Annotated in this window: 16 protein-coding genes; 2 read left to right on the forward strand and 14 right to left on the reverse strand. The window is 62.0% G+C overall.

Annotated elements, in window-relative coordinates; all coding sequences use genetic code 11:
- Nucleotides 1-168 precede the first annotated feature (168 nt).
- Nucleotides 169-1866, forward strand: coding sequence for an NFACT RNA binding domain-containing protein (locus tag EKM88_RS03985; protein WP_125703356.1), 1698 nt, complete (start codon nt 169-171; stop codon nt 1864-1866).
- A 329-nt stretch (nt 1867-2195) separates the two neighbouring features.
- Here the strand turns inward: EKM88_RS03985 and pyrE are convergent, their stop codons facing one another.
- The 13 genes from pyrE to EKM88_RS04050 all read right to left on the reverse strand — a co-directional run bounded on the left by pyrE (nt 2196) and on the right by EKM88_RS04050 (nt 16077).
- Entirely contained in the window at nt 2196-2828 is a 633-nt protein-coding gene (gene pyrE, locus EKM88_RS03990; protein ID WP_164511987.1) for an orotate phosphoribosyltransferase, read from the reverse strand.
- Complete coding sequence (gene pyrF, locus EKM88_RS03995) at nt 2821-3540, reverse strand: orotidine-5'-phosphate decarboxylase (protein WP_125703360.1); 720 nt, start codon at nt 3538-3540, stop codon at nt 2821-2823. The genes pyrE and pyrF overlap by 8 nt, the downstream gene beginning before the upstream one ends.
- Before the next feature lie 57 nt (nt 3541-3597).
- A complete protein-coding gene (carB, locus tag EKM88_RS04000; protein WP_125703363.1) occupies nt 3598-6777 on the reverse strand; it encodes a carbamoyl-phosphate synthase large subunit in 3180 nt (1059 codons plus the stop codon).
- A complete protein-coding gene (locus tag EKM88_RS04005) occupies nt 6770-7855 on the reverse strand; it encodes a carbamoyl phosphate synthase small subunit (protein WP_125703365.1) in 1086 nt (361 codons plus the stop codon). The genes carB and EKM88_RS04005 overlap by 8 nt, the downstream gene beginning before the upstream one ends.
- Complete coding sequence (locus tag EKM88_RS04010) at nt 7852-9132, reverse strand: dihydroorotase (RefSeq protein ID WP_125703367.1); 1281 nt, start codon at nt 9130-9132, stop codon at nt 7852-7854. Before EKM88_RS04010 ends, EKM88_RS04005 begins: the two co-directional genes overlap by 4 nt.
- A 10-nt stretch (nt 9133-9142) precedes the next feature.
- Nucleotides 9143-10054 carry an aspartate carbamoyltransferase catalytic subunit gene (locus EKM88_RS04015; protein ID WP_125703369.1) on the reverse strand — a complete coding sequence of 304 codons (912 nt, stop codon included), beginning with the start codon at nt 10052-10054 and terminating at the stop codon, nt 9143-9145.
- Between the two features lies 1 nt (nt 10055).
- A complete protein-coding gene (locus tag EKM88_RS04020; RefSeq protein WP_125703371.1) occupies nt 10056-11342 on the reverse strand; it encodes a uracil-xanthine permease family protein in 1287 nt (428 codons plus the stop codon).
- A gap of 2 nt (nt 11343-11344) precedes the next feature.
- Nucleotides 11345-11896 (reverse strand): bifunctional pyr operon transcriptional regulator/uracil phosphoribosyltransferase PyrR, encoded by a 552-nt coding sequence (gene pyrR / locus EKM88_RS04025; RefSeq protein ID WP_125703373.1) that lies wholly within the window; start codon nt 11894-11896, stop codon nt 11345-11347.
- 155 nt (nt 11897-12051) lie between these two features.
- Entirely contained in the window at nt 12052-12972 is a 921-nt protein-coding gene (locus EKM88_RS04030) for an RluA family pseudouridine synthase (RefSeq protein ID WP_125703375.1), read from the reverse strand.
- Nucleotides 12969-13424 (reverse strand): signal peptidase II, encoded by a 456-nt coding sequence (gene lspA / locus EKM88_RS04035; RefSeq protein ID WP_125703377.1) that lies wholly within the window; start codon nt 13422-13424, stop codon nt 12969-12971. Before lspA ends, EKM88_RS04030 begins: the two co-directional genes overlap by 4 nt.
- On the reverse strand, nt 13421-14023 hold the full coding sequence (locus EKM88_RS04040) for a uracil-DNA glycosylase (RefSeq protein WP_125703379.1): 603 nt from the start codon (nt 14021-14023) through the stop codon (nt 13421-13423). Before EKM88_RS04040 ends, lspA begins: the two co-directional genes overlap by 4 nt.
- A complete protein-coding gene (locus EKM88_RS04045; protein ID WP_125703381.1) occupies nt 13998-15671 on the reverse strand; it encodes a formate--tetrahydrofolate ligase in 1674 nt (557 codons plus the stop codon). The genes EKM88_RS04040 and EKM88_RS04045 overlap by 26 nt, the downstream gene beginning before the upstream one ends.
- Entirely contained in the window at nt 15664-16077 is a 414-nt protein-coding gene (locus tag EKM88_RS04050) for an EbsA family protein (RefSeq protein ID WP_125703383.1), read from the reverse strand. The genes EKM88_RS04045 and EKM88_RS04050 overlap by 8 nt, the downstream gene beginning before the upstream one ends.
- Before the next feature lie 29 nt (nt 16078-16106).
- Between EKM88_RS04050 and EKM88_RS04055 the strand changes: the two genes are divergently transcribed.
- Nucleotides 16107-16520: a ribonuclease HI family protein gene (locus EKM88_RS04055; protein ID WP_125703385.1), complete on the forward strand. Its 414-nt coding sequence runs from the start codon at nt 16107-16109 to the stop codon at nt 16518-16520.
- A 27-nt stretch (nt 16521-16547) separates the two neighbouring features.
- Here EKM88_RS04055 and EKM88_RS04060 read toward each other — a convergent pair whose 3' ends face one another.
- The gene (locus EKM88_RS04060) at nt 16548-17150 is read right to left on the reverse strand and encodes a nitroreductase family protein (RefSeq protein ID WP_125703387.1); all 603 of its coding nucleotides are present in this window, start codon (nt 17148-17150) and stop codon (nt 16548-16550) included.
- Between the last annotated feature and the right edge of the window lie 7 nt (nt 17151-17157).

Genomic DNA, 17157 nt, shown 5'->3' on the forward strand with positions numbered 1-17157 from the left:
GCACCCACTTCTTTCTAAATTAGCTCCCATAACCATACCATGAAACGCGGTTATTTTGAATGATTTCTCCTCGAAAAGCCAAGAGCGACTTTTGCGCCGGTGCGCCAAAAACGGTACAATCAATAGGATCAAACGTCATGAAATCGGCGTTTGCGGATGGAGGCTCCCATGTCATTTGACGGACTTTTTACCCACGCGATGCAGCGCGAACTGGCAGACCTGCTGGTTGGCGGCCGCGTCAATAAGATTACCCAACCCTACGCTAACGAAGTGATCCTCGGGATTCGGGCCAACCGGAAGAACTGGCCGCTGCTACTGTCGGCGCACCCTGAGTTTGCGCGCGTACAGCTGACCGAGATCCCGTACAAGAACCCCGATGTCCCGACCAACTTCACGATGACGCTGCGCAAGTACCTGGCCAGCGCCACGCTCAAGCGCCTCGCGCAGGTGGCCAATGACCGCGTGTTGCAGCTGGATTTTGCCACGCGCGACGAGCTGGGGGATGACCAGACCCTGCGGCTGGTCATCGACCTGATGGGCCGCCACAGCAACATCACCCTGGTCAACCTGACCACCAACCGCATCATCGACCTGATCCGCCATGTCGGCGCCGACCAGAACCGCTATCGCCTGCTGATGCCCGGTGCGACCTACGTGGAACCGCCGCGCCAGGATAAGGTGGACCCGTTCACCGACACCAGCCGTGGCTATCGGGAGCTGATGAAAACCAGCGACCTGCCGCTGGCCAAGCTGCTGCAACGCCACTACCAGGGGCTGGCACTGGACTCGGCCCAAGAGCTGGCCGCCCGACTGCAAAGCGGTGACCCGGATGCGGCGTGGGCTGACTTTCTGGCCGGTTTTGACGCCCCCACCCCGACCATCACCACCGGGGCCAAGGTGACATTTGCCGCCCAGCCGTACACCACGATTGCCGGCACGACCCAGACCTACCCGACGCTGAGTGCGATGCTGGACCAATTTTACGCGCAAAAGGCCGAGCACGACCGCGTGCAGAACCAGGGTAGCAACATCATTCACGTGCTCAAGAACGTGATCGATAAGGACAACAAGAAGCAGCGCAAGCTCGCCCAGACGCTGGCGGACAGCGACCGTGCGGATGAGTTTCGCATCCGCGGCGAGATCCTGACCACCTACCTCAGCCAGGTGGATCGCGGGATGACCGAAGTGACGCTGCCAAACTTCTACGCGGAGATGGCGCCGCTGACCATTACCCTGTCCAACCAGCTGAGTCCGTCGCAAAACGCGCAGAAGTATTTTGCCAAGTACCAGAAGCTGCGCAATGCCGTCAGCTATGTCCGTGAGCAGATGACCGCCAACCAGGCCGAGCTCGACTACCTGAACGGCATCATGACCCAAATCGAGCTGGCCAGCCCCAAGGACCTCGAAGACATTCGCCTGGAGCTGCAGGACGGCGGCTACCTCAAGGGCTTGAAGGTCAAGAAGGGCAAAAAGGCCCCAAAGCGCAAGATCGCGGCACCTGAAGAATTCTACGCCAGCGACGGCACGAAGATCTGGGTCGGCAAGAACAACCTGCAAAACGACCAGCTGACCCTGCGCAAGGCCAAGAAAACCGACATCTGGCTGCACGCCAAGGACATCCCGGGCTCTCACGTCATCATCGACGCCAGTGATCCAAGCGACCAGACCTTGGCCGAGGCGGCCATGCTTGCGGCCTACTTCTCAAAGAACCGCGCCGGCGCCAACGTGCAGGTGGACTGGATCCAGGTCAAGAAGATCCGCAAACCCAACGGCGCCAAGCCCGGCTTTGTGGTGTATGAGGGCCAGCGCACCGTCACCGCAACGCCGGATGCGGCAACCGTGGCGCGTCTGCGACAGCGCAAGTAGCCTTTGTTTGCCAGATCGATTTAGGTCGGACACCTAGGCCGGCAGGTTCCGCTCTGCAACTTTTGAGGCCGGAACGCAGTGGGCCCGGAAAAAGCCTGTCTTGCCAAAATCGCAAGCCAATCTCAAACACGGCCCAGCTTCTAAGCGATAAATCGCTAAGAAGCGCGACACTGTTGGGTCCCAAGTTGCGCCGCTCCACCCGCCGGAGCTGGAAGTGTCACGGGCTGAACCGGAGTCCGGCAGCTGAATACTTACTCTGCCGGAAAATATCTAAAAAAGCAGAGACCAAGACAGAAAATCGTCTTGGCCTCTGCTTTTCATTTGTGTGGCTACTTGCCCCAGTGCTCGGGGTCTTCGCGCCAGGTTTTGAGCAGTGTCAACTCGGCCGGCGTCACGGTGCCGTTGGCAGCGGCCGTGTGGATCAGCGCGGTGTAGTTGGTCAGCGTGGCAAATGGAATGTCTGCGGCCGCGAAGTTTGTGGTGGCAGCTGGCAGCTGGTAGCTGAAAATCGCCACGACGCCGATCACGTCGGCCCCTTCCTTGCGGGCAGCCTCGGCGGCTTTGAGGACCGAACCGCCGGTGCTCAGCAGGTCATCGATCAAGACGAGCTTTTGGCCCGGCTCAAAGGCACCTTCGATCTGCTTGCCTGCCCCGTGGTCCTTGGGCTTGCTGCGTAGGTACACCATCGGCTTGTTCAACCGGTCGGCCACCAAGGCGGCGTGCGGAATGCCGGCCGTGGCCACCCCGCCGATCACCGCTACGGCCGGGAACTTGGCCTGGATCAGCGCGGCGAGGCCGGCTGCGATGCGCGTGCGCACGGCGGGATACGAGATGGTGATGCGATTATCGGTGTAGATCGGGCTGAGAATGCCGCTGGCCCAGGTGAACGGTGCGCTGGGGCGTAGGCTGACGGCACCGATCGACAAGAGGTCGGTGGCAATTTGCGTTTCGTAATCAGGCAAGGTGGGTCCTCCATTCAGTGTTGATCGCAGCATACGCCGCGACCGGGTCTGGGGCTTGGGTAATTGGGCGGCCGACGACAATGGCGCTGCTGCCCAGCTTAGCGGCACCGGCTGGCGTCACGACGCGCACCTGGTCCCCCACCGCGGCGTTGGCGGGGCGAATGCCCGGCGTCACGATCAGAAAATCAGGCGCGGTGACGGCGCGAATCAGCGGCACCTCTTGGGCGCTGGCGACGACTCCGTCGGCACCGGCGGCCTGGGCCACCGCGGCGAGGTGCTGCACCGCTTGGGTCAGCGGCACATTGATCGACAGCTCATTGCTGAGCATCGCCTGGTCGCTGGAGGTCAGGTGCGTGATCGCCAGCAGGCGCGCCGGCGGACACCCGGCGTCCTTGGCCCCGGCCAGCAGCCCGGCCTTTGCGGCGGTGATCATGCGACTTCCCCCGGCGGCGTGCACCGTGGTCAGCTGAACGCCGAGGCGGCCGAGCTGGTACGCCGCGCGTTCCACCGTGTGCGGAATGTCGTGCAGCTTCAGGTCCAAGAAGATGTTGACGGGACGAACAGCCTGCAAGTCGCGAATGATCTGGGGGCCGGCGGCGTAGAACAGCTCCATGCCCACTTTCACGAACAGCGGTTCTTTGGGGTCAAACCGCGCGATGAACCGCGTGGCCTCTTCGGGCGTGGGAAAATCTAACGCAATAATCGGTAGCATGTGAACTCCTTTGTGATGGCGCACAAACAGGCGCAACCCTGCGCCTGCTTGTGTGACTTACAGCGCCTGTGTCGTGAAAGCGCGGGACTCGAGCACCCGGACGATCGCCGTAGCGGTGTCCAGGCTGGTCATCAGCGGCACACCGTGGGCGATGGCCGCCTCACGGATGCGATAGCCGTCGCTGGTGGCGGCGCGGTTGGCGTTCGGCGTGTTGATGACCACCTGCAGCTTGTGGTCGGCCAAGGCATCGAGGATCGCGTCCTCACCGCTTTCGCCGAGCTTGCTGATGGTTTTGACCGTCACACCGGCCGCTTCAAGTGCCTTGGCGGTGCCGGTGGTGGCGACGATCTGGTAGCCCACCTCGCGGAACCGCTTGGCCAGCGCCACAGCCTCAGCCTTATCGGCATCGGCCACGGTGAACAGCGCCGTGCCGTAGCTTGGCAGGTGTGTGTGGCTGGCCTCAAAGGCCTTGTACAGCGCCTTTTCGAGCGTGGTGTCAGAACCCATCACTTCCCCGGTGGACTTCATCTCGGGGCCGAGCATGGAATCCACGTGATTGAGCTTGGAGAAGCTGAACACCGGCGCCTTGACGTGTACGCCCGGGCGCAGTGGCTGAATGCCGGTGCGGTAGCCCAGCTCGGCCAGATTTTGGCCCAGAATGGCCTGCGTGGCGAGCTGCGCCATGGCGATGTCGGTGACCTTGCTCAAAAACGGCACGGTGCGGCTGGCCCGCGGGTTGACTTCGATGACGTAGACCTGCTCATCCTTGACGATGAACTGGATGTTCATGATGCCGATGCAGTGCAGCGCCTTGGCCAGGTTGATGGTGGCGGCTTCGATCTGGTCGAGCACGGTTTGGCTGAAGTCCTGCGGCGGATACACGGCCATGGAGTCCCCAGAGTGTACCCCGGCCCGCTCGATATGCTCCATGACGCCCGGGATCACAACGGTTTCGCCATCGGTGATGGCGTCGACTTCACACTCGGTGCCCACCAGGTACTGGTCGATCAAAACGGGGTGATCGTTGGAAACGGACACGGCGCGGTCGATGTAGTTGGCCAGCTCGGCTTCCGAGTGCACGATCTCCATCGCGCGCCCGCCCAGCACGTAGCTTGGCCGCACCAGCACCGGGTAGCCGATGCGGTTGCCGATCGCGATGGCCCCTGCCTTGTCGGTGGCGGTATCGCCGACCGGTTGCGGGATCTTCAGCGCGGTGATGATGGCGTCGAAGCGGTCGCGGTCCTCGGCGGCGTCAAGGTCGTCGAGGCTGGTGCCCAGAATCTGGACGCCGTGCGCGGCCAGCGGCGCCGCCAGGTTGATGGCGGTTTGGCCGCCAAACTGCACGATGACACCCTTAGGCTGCTCGAGGTCGATGACGTTCATCACGTCCTCCACGGTCAGCGGTTCGAAATACAGCTTATCGGAAATCGAGAAGTCGGTCGACACGGTTTCCGGGTTGGAGTTCATAATGATGGCCTCGTAGCCCGCTTTTTGGATCGCTTTGACGGAGTGCACGGTCGCGTAATCGAACTCGACCCCCTGGCCGATGCGGATCGGGCCGGAGCCCAGCACCAGAATGCTTTCACGCGGGTCGCGGCTGGACTCGGATTCGGTTTCGTAGGTGCTGTAGAAGTACGGCGTAGTGCTTTCGAATTCACCGGCACAGGTGTCCACCATCTTGTAGACGGGCACGATCCCAGCCTCCTTGCGCTGGGCGCGGATCGCGTCGGCCGTGGTGGCCCACAGCGTGGCGATGGTGGCATCGGCGAACCCGTTGCGCTTGGCGATCGTCAGCAGGTCGCGGTCGCCGACATGGGTGCGCAGGTCATCTTCAAGCTCGGTGATGTGCTTAAGCTTGTCCAGGAAAAATGGGTTGATGCCGGACAGCTCGCTGAGTTCCTCGATCGTGAAGTTCCGGCGGAAGGCTTCAGCTAGGTAAAACAGGCGGTCGTCGTTGGGGGTGATGATCTGGTGGGTCAAGGCGTCGTCCGTGACCGCCGCGTCCCCCTTGCGCCACAGGTGCAAGGCCCCGACTTCAAGCCCACGCACAGCCTTGAGCAAGGCTTCCTCGATGGTGCGGCCGATCGCCATGACTTCCCCAGTCGCCTTCATCTGCGTGCCAAGTGTCCGGTCGCCGCTTTCGAACTTGTCGAACGGAAAGCGCGGAATTTTGGCAACTACGTAGTCGAGCATTGGTTCAAACTCGGCAAAGGTCGCGTCGGTGATCGGGTTTTTGATTTCGTCCAGGTGCAGACCCACGGCGATCTTCGCCGCCATCTTGGCGATCGGGTAGCCGGTCGCCTTGCTGGCCAGCGCGGAGCTGCGGCTGACCCGCGGGTTGACTTCGATCACGTAGTACTTGAAGGAATTGGGGTCAAGCGCCAACTGCACGTTGCAGCCCCCTTCGATCTTCAGCGCGCGGATGATGCGCAGGCTGGCGTCACGCAGCATTTGCACTTCCTTGTCGGTCAGGGTTTGCACCGGGGCGAACACCACGGAGTCGCCGGTGTGCACGCCGACCGGGTCGAAGTTTTCCATGTTGCAGACCACGATCGCGTTGTCCGCTGCGTCGCGCATCACTTCAAACTCGATTTCCTTGTAGCCGGCGATGGAGCGCTCGATCAGGACTTGGTGAACCGGGCTTAGGGTCAGCCCGTTGTCGCAGATGACGGCTAGCTCGGCCTCGGTTTTGGCGATCCCGCCGCCAGTGCCGCCCATGGTGAAGGCCGGGCGCACGATGACCGGGTAGCCCACGGTTTCGGAGAAGGCCCGCGCCTCCTCGAAGGTGTGCGCGATGGTCGATTCGGGAATCGGCTCGTTCAGTGACTGCATCAGGTTCTTGAACAGCTCACGGTCCTCAGCCTGGTCGATGGCCGACAGCTTGGTGCCCAACAGCTCGATGTTCAGCTCATCAAGGATGCCGGCGTTGGCCAGGCTCATGGCGAGGTTCAGCCCGATCTGGCCGCCGATGGTCGGCAAAATCGCATCCGGCAGCTCCTTGCGCAGGATCTGGCTGACGAACTCGACGGTCAACGGTTCGATGTAGACCTTGTCGGCGATTTCCTTGTCGGTCATGATGGTGGCCGGGTTGGAGTTAACGAGGACCACCTCGTAGCCCTCCTCCTTGAGGGCCAGGCAGGCTTGGGTGCCCGAGTAGTCAAACTCGGCGGCCTGGCCAATGATGATCGGGCCGGAGCCGATCACGAGGATCTTGTGAATATCTTGGCGTTTAGGCATTTTCGACTCCTTTGTGCGCGTTGGCGTCCATCATTTCCATGAACTCGTCAAAGAGGTGATCGGCATCGTGCGGGCCAGGTGCGGCGTCCGGGTGGAACTGCACGGAAAACGCCGGGTACAGGCGGTGGCGCAGGCCCTCCACGGTGTGGTCGTTGATCTCCTCATGGGTGATCAGCAACACATCCGGGTTCACGCTGGCTGGGTCGACCGCATAGCCGTGGTTTTGGCTCGTGAAATCAATGCGGCCGGTGGCGATTTCGCGCACCGGGTGATTGAAGCCACGGTGCCCATACTTCATCTTGAAGGTGTCCGCACCGTTGGCCAAGGCAAACAGCTGGTGGCCCAGGCAGATACCGAACAGCGGCAGCTTGCCCTGAATGCCGCGGATCAAGTCGAGCGCGGCCGGCACGTCCTTGGGGTCGCCAGGGCCGTTGGTCAGCATCACGCCATCCGGGTTGAGCGTCAGCACCTCCGCGGCGGTCACGGTGGGCGGCAGGATGGTCAGGTTGCATTCGCGCTTGGAGAGCTCGCGCAGGATGCTATGTTTGAGGCCAAAATCGATCACCGCCACGTTTTTGCCGGTGCCGGGCGCCGGGTAGGCTTGGCTGGTCGCGACCTGTTCCACATTGTTCTTCGGCAGCACAAGGGCCTTGAGCTGGTCGAACGCGTGGGCATCGGCGGCGTCCACGATGCTGGCCTTCATAGTGCCGGCTTCGCGCAGGCGCTTGGTCAGCGCGCGTGTGTCGATGCCGGTGATGCCGGGGATCTTCTTGCGGCGCAGGAACTCATCGAGGCTCATCTGGGCTCGCCAGTTGCCGGTGACACGCGCGGTTTCGCGTACCACCACGCCTTTGGCGGTTGGGTTGATGCTTTCGTAATCGTCGCGGTTGATGCCGGCGTTGCCGATCAGCGGGTACGTGAAGGTGATGATCTGGCCGTTGTAGCTCTGGTCGGTGATTGTCTCTTGGTAGCCGCTCATGCCGGTGTTAAACACGATCTCGCCAGTGGTGACGGTCTGGGCGCCGAAGCCCTCACCGGCAAACACACTGCCGTCTTCTAGAATCAAGTAGCGCTTCACAGGGTTCCCTCCTCTTGGTAGGCGAGCTGGCCGGCTGCCAGGGTGGCCAGCACCTTGCCGTAAACGGTGTGGCCGATGAACGGACTGTTGTGCCCTTTGGACAGCCAGGTCGCGTCATCGATCTGGTAGGCGTGGTCGAGATCCACCAGCGTCAGGTCAGCCGGGGCACCGATAGCAATGCGGCCGGCGTCTAGGCCAAACGCCGCCGCCGGCTTGGTGCTCATCCAGTCGATCAGCTGATTCAGGGTGCACCAGCCGGAGCGCACAAAGCTCGTGTACAGCAGCGCAAACGCGGTTTCAGACCCGACGATGCCGAATGCGGCGTCCTTGAACGAGCCTGTTTTTTCGGCCGCGGTGTGCGGGGCGTGGTCGGTGGCGATCATGTCGATGGTGCCATCCAGCAGGCCGTCCATCAGGGCCAGGCGATCCATCTCGGAGCGTAGCGGTGGGTTCATTTTGAACATCGCGTCATCGCCCGGAATGTGGCCGTCGTCCAGCAGCAGGTGGTGCGGCGTGGCTTCGGCGGTCACGTTGACGCCGCGCTTCTTGGCGTCGCGGATCAGTTCAATGCTTTGCTTGGTGGAGATGTGGCAGGCGTGGTAGTGCACGCCTGTGGCTTCGGCCAGCGTCAGGTCGCGCGCCAGTTGCGCGGATTCGCTGACGTGGTTGATGCCCGGCAGGCCCAGCGCTTGCGCCTTGGGGCCGGCGTTGATCACGCCGTGGTTGACCAGTCCGTTGTCTTCGATGTGGGCAACGATCGGCGCGTCAACGGCGGCCGCCCCTTGCATCGCGTGGTACATGGTGGCGGCGTCTTGGACCCCCACCCCGTCGTTGGAAAAACCGAGCGCGCCGGCCGCCTTCATCGCGGCGTAGTCGGTCAGGTCGGTGGAGCGCAGGCCAGTGGTGATGGCGGCAAACTGTTCGACGTGAATCATGGCGTCGCTGGCGTTTTTGGCCACCAGCGCAGTCAAGTCGGTGACGTTATCGGGCACTGGGTCGAGGTTCGGCATGGCCACCACCGTGGTGTAGCCGCCGTGCGCGGCTGCGGCCGCGCCGGTTTTGATGGTTTCCTTTTGGGTGAAGCCCGGTTCGCGGAAGTGGACGTGTACATCCACCAGGCCAGGCATGACGGTCGCCCCGGCGGCTTCAATTACCGTGGCGTCCGCGGGTGTGGCGAGGTGGCTGCCCATGGCGGCGATCCGCCCGTCTTCGATCAAAAGGTCGCCGGTGAAGCCGTTGGGGCCGGCAACGATCGCATGTTTAATCAGTGTTTTCATGAGTGCTCCTTTAGCTGTTGCAGACGAGTTCAAGCATGGCCATGCGCATGAACACCCCGTTTTGCATCTGGGTGAAAATGCGGCTCTTCGGCGCGGTGACTAAGGCATCAGCCAGCTCAACGCCGCGGTTGACCGGTGCGGGATGCATGATGATGGCGGTGTCCTTGAGGGTCGCGTACAGCGCTTCGGTGACCCCGAAGCGCTCGTGGTATGTGGCCGCGGAAAACTCTGCGCGCTCGGCGTCACTGAGGCGCTCGAGCTGCACCCGCAGGAGCATCAGGACGTCGACCTGCGGCACGAGCTCGGCTAGCGGCACATAGTCCCCGTACGCCTCAAACTCTGGGGTGTACCAGGCGCGCGGCCCGGAGAAGACGACCTTGGCCCCCAGCTGCGTCAACAGCTGCATGTCGCTGTGGGCGACGCGCGAGTGCGTCAGGTCGCCGACAATGCCGACTGTGAGGCCGTCAAAGTGGCCGAATTCTTCATGGATCGTCATCAGGTCCAGCATCATCTGGGAGGGGTGCTGCCCCGCCCCATCACCGGCGTTCACCAGGTGCAGCGGAATGTCTTCGTCGATCAAGGGCTGGTAGTAGGCGTCCGTTGGGTGGCGGATCACCGCCACCTGCGTGCCGATCGCCGCAAGCGTCCGCAGGGTGTCGCTGAGCGTCTCGCCTTTGGTCAGCGAGCTTTGCTTGGGGTCAAACGGAAGCACCGTCATCCCCAGCTTGCGCTCCGCCATTTCAAAGCTGGTGTGCGTGCGCGTGCTGTTTTCAAAAAACAGGTTCGCGACGTAGGTCGGCAGCGGGATGCTCGGGGTGGCCCCCCGTTTGAACGCCGTTGCGCGGGCGATCAGCTGCGCGGCTAGTGCCGGGTCGACCTGATCGGCGGAACAAAAGTGCGTCATGCGGGTTTGCGTTTGCATGTTAGGCCTCCTCATTAGCGGCGTGCGCCGGCAGGATGAAGTTCAGCGCGATGCCGATGACCGTGGCCAACGCCAGGCCGCTGAACTGGAACTTGCCCAGCTGCAGGGTCGCGTTGCCGATGCCGATGACCAGAATGGTGGCGCCGATCATCAGGTTGCGTTTTTGACCGAAGTCCGTCTTGTTGTCGATCAGCACCTTCAGGCCGTTGCTGGCGATGACGCCGAACAGCAGGAAGGAGATACCGCCGATGACGGGGCTTGGAATCGTGTGGATCAAGGCGGAGAGCTTGCCGATGAAGGCGAACAGGATGGCGAAAAAGGCCGCCCCGCCCAGCACATAGACGCTGTGCACCTTGGTCATCGCCATGACCCCGATGTTTTCCCCGTAAGACGTGACCGGGGGACCACCGACGAATCCGGCGATGATGCTGGCTGTCCCGTCCCCGGCCAGTGTGTGGTTCAGGCCGGGATCCTTGAAGAAGTTGCGGTGCGTCATCTCATCGAGCACCATGATGTGGCCCATGTGCTCCGTCATGGTGACAAAGGCGATCGGGGCCATAGAGATGATGGCGCCCCAGTAGAAGCCGGGATGGTACGTCACAAACGGGATCTGGAAGGCCGGCAAGGTGAACCAGCCCGCCTCAAGCACCGGCGTGAAGTCGACCAGGCCAAAGGCGATGGCGACGACGTACCCGGTGACCAGACCGAGCAGGATCGGCAGCAGGCTGATGAATTTTTTGAGGTACATGTTGTACGCAATGGTGGCGGCCAGTGTGATCAGCGCGACGGCGAAGTAGCGCAGGTCGTACACGCTTTGGGTGGCGCTGATGGGACGCATCGTCGCGTCCGTGGCGGCGGTGCCGGCTAGGCTCAGCCCGATCACCATGACGATCGGGCCCACCACGATCGGTGGCAGCGCCTTATCGATCCAGGCGCTCCCGGCGAAGTTAACGATCAGCGCCACCAGCAGGTAAACCACGCCGACTGCGACGGTGCCCTGCGCGATGGCCGGATAACCGAAGCCCTTCATCAGCGACTGCATGACCACGATGAAAGAGAAACTTGAGCCCATGTAGGCCGGGATCTTGCCGCGGGTGATCAGGATGTAGATGAGCGTCCCCACTCCACTGGAAAACAGCGCGATGCTGGGATCCAGGCCCACCAGGATCGGCACCAAGACGGTGGAGCCGAACATGGCGAACAGGTGCTGGATGGACAGGCCCATCCAGTGGCCGAAGCTCGGCCGGTCGTGAATGTCTAATACTGCGTCTTCATTTCGGTAGGCCATGATTACTCCTTCAGTTTGCCGATGCTGATCCCATCGGTGCCGTCGATTTCTGAAACCGCCACATTGATTTCTTCCGTGCGCGCGGTGGGGATGTTTTTGCCGACAAAATCTGGGCGGATCGGCAGCTCCCGGTGCCCGCGGTCGACGAGCACCGCCAGGCTGATCTTCTTTGGCCGGCCCTGATCCATCAAGGCGTCCAGGGCCGCGCGGATCGTGCGGCCGGTGAAGATGACGTCATCAACGAGGATCACGTGCTTGTCGGTGATGGACACCGGCAGATCGGCGCCGGTCACATCCGGTTGCGTGAGGTAGTCAGCCTTGTGGATGTCATCGCGGTAAAGGCGAATGTCCAACTCCCCCACTGGTACTGTCAGCCCTTCAAGTTGCTGTAAGCGCGCCGCGATGCGGTTAGCGAGGTAGATCCCCCGGGTTTTGATCCCGACCAGCACCAGTTCGTCGAGCTGCTTGTTTTGCTCGATAATTTCGTATGTAATCCGCGTCAGTGCGCGTTGCATGGTGACTGCATCGACCACTTGTTTTGCCAATTTGCTCATCCTCTCTGCTTTGCCGCCAAAAAAGCCGCCTCCTGCATCCAGTATGGGTGTAGAAGGCGGCCTATTGTGCGAACCTAGTCTCCCGCCGCGGCGGGAACGATACCTTCTAAGCCTCTCTGGACTTAGTTAAAGGTGCTTATTAAGTTATCCGTAGTTTAGCGAATTCGAGCGGTTCTGTCAATGCCTGCGCGCAGATCCGTCAGGGTTTGGGCAAATAATTCCGGCACCTCTGCCTCAAAGGTCATCGACTGACCGGTCGTTGGGTGCACAAAGCCAAGCGTACGCGCGTGCAGGAACTGGCCGTGCCCCGGCAGCGTCAGTTTGGGGCCGTACAGCGGGTCGCCGGCCACTGGGTGGTGAATTGAGGCCATGTGTACGCGGATCTGGTGCGTGCGGCCGGTTTCCAAGACGCATTTGACCAGCGCGTAATGCGTGAACTGTTCCAGCACTTCAAAGTGTGTCACCGCGTGCCGACCACCGGCGACGATCGCCTGCTTCTTGCGGTCCTTGGGGTCGCGGCCCAGCGGCGCGTCAATGGTGCCGCTGGCTTCGCGAAACGTGCCGTGAACGATCGCCCAGTACTCGCGAATGGTGGTTTTGGCCTTCAACTGGGCGCTGAGGGATTCCAGCGCGGCTGGGGTCTTGGCCACCATCAGTAGGCCCGAGGTGTCCTTGTCGATGCGGTGGACGATGCCCGGCCGGATGACATCGTTGATGGCGGAAAAGTCGGTGTGGGCCAAAAGCCCGTTCACCAGTGTCCCGTCCGGGTGGCCGGGGGCCGGGTGGACGACCATGCCCTGCGGCTTGTTCACCACGATCACCTGGTCGTCCTCATAGACGATCGCAAGCGCCATCGGCTGGGCGCCGGCCTCAAGGGGGGTGGGCGCCGGGGGAGTGACGGCGATGTGGTCGCCAGGCTGCACCTTGTATTTGGCCACGCCAGGCGCGCCGTTCACCAGCACCAGCCCGGCGGCCAGCCACTTGGCGGCCTGCGAGCGCGTGACGTCAAGCGGGCTGTCAGCCAGCACCTTGTCCAGCCGCCCTGTTTCGGTGGTGATGGTCAGTGTAGTGCTCATCGGTGGGCCCCCTTGCCGTCAAAAAACAGCAAGTAAACCAGCACGATCAGTACGCCAACGGTCAAACAGGCGTCCGCGACATTGAAGATGGCGAAATTCATGAAGTCCAGCTGAAACATGTCCGTGACCTCCTGAAAACGCAGACGGTCGATCACGTTACCGAGCGTACCGGCGACGATCAGCGTCAGCCCGAGCCGGTACCACCGGGACTTGCCGGCGTCCCGCCAGAGCATGCCGACGATGATCAAGGACACGACGGTGATGATGTAAAAGAACCACTGCTTGCCTTCGAGAATGGAAAAGGCGGCGCCGGTGTTTTTGATGTGCGTTAGGCTGACGACCCCGGGGATGAACCCGACCGTTTGGCCCAAGGCGACGTGGCCGATGATCCAGGCCTTCACCCACTGGTCCAGCCCGACCAGCGCCGCGGCGATAATAAGATAGCTAATCAATGTGTTGCCTCCAATAACAAGTGTGGTTTGAGTTGCGCGAGGTCGGCCAGGACCATCGCCTGTGTCGCCTGCCGGTATAACAGCGCCGCCGGGTGTGCGGTGACGCCGAAGCGCCGCATTGGCCCGGGCACCAGGGCCCCGGCCACCACGCGGTTGAGCGGTGCGTGCAGCACCTGGCCGTGCCAGTCCTTGACTTGTCCGCGGTACAACCGCCACAGCGCGGTGTTCCCCATCAGGAGCAATGGGACCTGCGGCAGTGCGGCCAGCTCGGCGTCCAGCAAAAAGCCCTCGGCGAGCATCTCAGCCTTAGTCGGCGGCCGGTTCACGGTGCGGCCACTGGGGCTCATCCGGGTCGGTCGCCGGTGAAAGGCCATGGTGATGAACACTTCTTGGCGCGTGAGGCCAAGCGCAGCCAGCATCAAGTCGAGCTTGACTCCGGCGCGGCCGGTGAAGGGCCGCGCGGTGGGGAGCTCCGTTTCGCCCGGCGCCTCCCCGACCAGGATCAGGCGCGGGTGAGTCGCCCCTTGGCCCGGGACAAAGCCAGCGGTGTTAGGCAGCGCAAGCCCCTGCGCCTTAGAATAAACCTGAGATAACGCCATCGTCTGACACATCCATATTCATTGCGGCCGGGCGCTTCGGGAGCCCAGGCATCGTCAACACGCTGCCGGTCATGATGACCAAGAAGCTCGCCCCAAGCTTGGGCGTGATGTCGCGCACGTGAATCGTGAAGCCGCTTGGTGCACCCAAGCGCTTCGGGTCGTCTGACAGCGAGTACTGCGTCTTGGCCATGCACACCGGTAGCTGACTCCAGCCGTTTTGGGCAATGGTCTTGAGTGCCAGTTCCGCCTTGTGGTCGTATTCAACGCGCGCACCACCATAGATTTTCGTCACAATGGTTTCGATCTTCGCCTTCACGTCACTGGCTGGGTCATACAACGGCGTGAAGTGGCTCGGTTGCGCCACCGCTGCAACGACCGCATCAGCCAGTGCCAGCGCGCCGTGGCCACCTTCGCCCCAGACGTTGGCCGGGATCGCCGTTGCGCCGACTTGCGCGCACAGGGCTACCAGGGTGGCGAGCTCTGCTTCGGTGTCGGTGGCAAACTGGTTGATGGCGACCAACACCGGCACGCCGTACTGCGCCATGTTTTGGATGTGGCGCGCGAGGTTGGCAAACCCAGTGTTGAGCGCCGCGAGGTCTTCCGTGGTCAGATCCTTGAGCGCCTGGCCGCCGTTGTACTTCAGCGCTCGCACGGTGGCGACAATCACCACGGCGTCTGGGGTCTTGCCCAGCACCGGCGTCTTGATGTCCAGGAACTTCTCCGCCCCGAGGTCCGCGCCAAAGCCAGCTTCAGTCAGTGCGATGTCTCCGAGGGCCAGCGCCGTGCGCGTCGCCAAAACGGAGTTGCAACCATGGGCGATGTTGGCAAACGGCCCACCGTGGATCAGCGTGGGCGTGTGCGCCAGCGTCTGCACCAAGTTGGGTTTGATGGCGTCGCGCAACAACATGGCGATCGCGCCGGTCACCTCAAGGTCGGCCACGGTCACCGGCTTGCGGTCATAGGTGTAGCCGATCACAATGCGGGCGATCCGCGCCTTCAGGTCGCCGAGGTCACTGGCGAGGCACAGGACGGCCATCAGCTCGCTGGCCACCGTGATATCAAACTCGGTTTCACGGGGCACACCGCTCGTGGCGCCGCCCAGCCCGATGGTGACGTGGCGCAACGAGCGGTCATTGATGTCTAGCGCGCGGCGCCAGATGATCCGCCGCGGGTCGAGGTTCAGCGCGTTGCCCTGCTGCAGGTGGTTGTCGATCAATGCCGCCAGGGTGTCCACCGCCGTGGTCAGGGCGTGCATGTCACCGGTGAAGTGCAGGTTGATGTCCTCCATCGGCACGACTTGGGAATAGCCGCCTCCAGTCGCCCCGCCTTTCATCCCCATGACCGGGCCAAGCGAGGGTTCCCGTAGCGCGATAACGGCGTTTTGGCCGCGCAGGCGCAGGGCATCGCCTAGCCCGATCGTGACCGTCGACTTGCCTTCCCCGGCGGGTGTCGGGTTGATCGAGGTCACCAAGACCAGCTTGCCCAGCGGCTGATGCTGCAGGCGGCGCAAGGTCGGCAGGCTGATCTTGGCCTTGGCCTTGCCATACAGCTCCAGGTCATCTTCGGTCAGGCCGACCATGGCGCCGATCGCCTGGATCGGCTTCATTTCGGTTTTTTCGTTCGCTTGTGCAATTTCGATATCAGACATTGTCCCGTTCCTTTCTAAGTGTTGCGGTCAAAGCATCAACAAGGGGCCGGGGGTTGCCTAGGCGCACCACGACGACCTCACCATAGGGTTGCGTGACGAGTGTGAGCTGGTGGCCGTGGACGCGCACCGCGGTGAGCGCACCGGGGGCCAACGTCAGCGTGTTGCCCGGCAGCAGGCGGCGCAGTGTCACGCGCTGGTCGTCAATGATGAGGCGTGAGCGCGAAACTTGCACGCCGGCTAGCGCGAGCGTGACGAGTAGCACCCCCACTGCGATTGGGGCCGGCTGACCGTAACCGACGAGCTCCATCTGCAGAATGACCGCAACAGCCACCCCGCTCACGATGAGGGCCCAAAAAATGATAAAATCAAGCCAGGCGGGTTGAATCAAGAACCGCTTTGGGATCACACAAACACTTCCTTGGGGTAAATGAATTTATGATAAGACTATACACAGACGCGGCGACAAAAGGCAACTTTGGATTGGGTGGGATCGGGATTTTGATCGTTGAAAACGGTCAGGCCACCCAGGTGCATCGGCCGCTTGCGGCCATGTCGAACCACGCAGCCGAGTTTGAGGCCGTCATCGCCGGGCTCACCCTGCTTATTGAAAGCGGCCGCACCGGCAGCGTGCGGCTCGCATCCGACTCCAAGCTGGTGATCGAGGCGATGGATAAACGCTACGCGAAGCACTACGCTGATTATGTCACAAAACTGACCGCTTTGATGGCCCAATTCACCCTCCTGCTGTGGCAGTGGGTGCCGGAGGCCCAAAATAAAGGCGCGCACACCCTCGCCCAGCAGGGGCTGCGTGAAGCCGAAGCGCTGGCCGCAAAACGCGGCCCCCACTGAGTGTGAGGGCCGCGTGAGGGATGCAATTTAGTTGAGGACCTTGAACTGGTCTGCTTTAGCCATCGTGTCCTTCGCACCGGCTGGGGCAACAATTGACCCGAATGGCATCTGCGCGCGCAGTTGCCAGTTGGCCGGAATATCGAAGGCCGAAGCAACCAGCTCATCGATGATCGGGTTGTAGTGCTGAATGGACGCGCCGATCTGGTTGTTGGCCAGGCCGGTCCAGACGTTCAGTTGACTGGAACCTTGTGCCTGTTCTGCCCATGTGGCAAAATTGTCAGCGTACAGGGTGAAGTCTTTTTCAAGCTGGTGCACCACTGCGGTATCCGTGAAAAACAGGATCGTTCCGGCAGCGGCCTTGAAGCTTTCGATCTTCTTTTTCGTGTTTTCGTAGGCGGCCTCAGTCGGTACTTCCGACTTCAGACGACGCACCACGATGTCCCAGAGCTCATCGTGCTTGGCGCCGAACAGGAACACGGCTCGAACGGTCTGCGAGTTGAACGCAGTCGGGGTTGCTTGGATCAGGTCCTCAGCCAGTGTGACGATTTGATCATTCGTCTGGCTCAAGTTCTTCCCCAGCGCATAGATCGAGCGGCGTTGCTGCAATAAGTTCAGTAATTCGTTGTTCAAGTCAATG

The sequence above is a fragment of the Lacticaseibacillus daqingensis genome, assembly GCF_003946115.1.
Lineage (GTDB): Bacteria > Bacillota > Bacilli > Lactobacillales > Lactobacillaceae > Lacticaseibacillus > Lacticaseibacillus daqingensis.

Bases quoted from the DNA above. Each gene is read 5' to 3' on its own strand.
- EKM88_RS04015 (WP_125703369.1), bottom strand. From the start codon at position 10,054: ATGCAAACGCAAACCCGCATGACGCACTTTTGTTCCGCCGATCAGGTC.
- carB (WP_125703363.1), bottom strand. From the start codon at position 6,777: ATGCCTAAACGCCAAGATATTCACAAGATCCTCGTGATCGGCTCCGGC.
- EKM88_RS04045 (WP_125703381.1), bottom strand. From the start codon at position 15,671: ATGTCTGATATCGAAATTGCACAAGCGAACGAAAAAACCGAAATGAAG.
- EKM88_RS04030 (WP_125703375.1), bottom strand. From the start codon at position 12,972: ATGAGCACTACACTGACCATCACCACCGAAACAGGGCGGCTGGACAAG.
- EKM88_RS04055 (WP_125703385.1), top strand. From the start codon at position 16,107: ATGATAAGACTATACACAGACGCGGCGACAAAAGGCAACTTTGGATTG.
- EKM88_RS04020 (WP_125703371.1), bottom strand. From the start codon at position 11,342: ATGGCCTACCGAAATGAAGACGCAGTATTAGACATTCACGACCGGCCG.
- EKM88_RS04010 (WP_125703367.1), bottom strand. From the start codon at position 9,132: ATGAAAACACTGATTAAACATGCGATCGTTGCCGGCCCCAACGGCTTC.
- pyrF (WP_125703360.1), bottom strand. From the start codon at position 3,540: ATGCTACCGATTATTGCGTTAGATTTTCCCACGCCCGAAGAGGCCACG.
- EKM88_RS04040 (WP_125703379.1), bottom strand. From the start codon at position 14,023: ATGGCGTTATCTCAGGTTTATTCTAAGGCGCAGGGGCTTGCGCTGCCT.
- EKM88_RS03985 (WP_125703356.1), top strand. From the start codon at position 169: ATGTCATTTGACGGACTTTTTACCCACGCGATGCAGCGCGAACTGGCA.
- pyrR (WP_125703373.1), bottom strand. From the start codon at position 11,896: ATGAGCAAATTGGCAAAACAAGTGGTCGATGCAGTCACCATGCAACGC.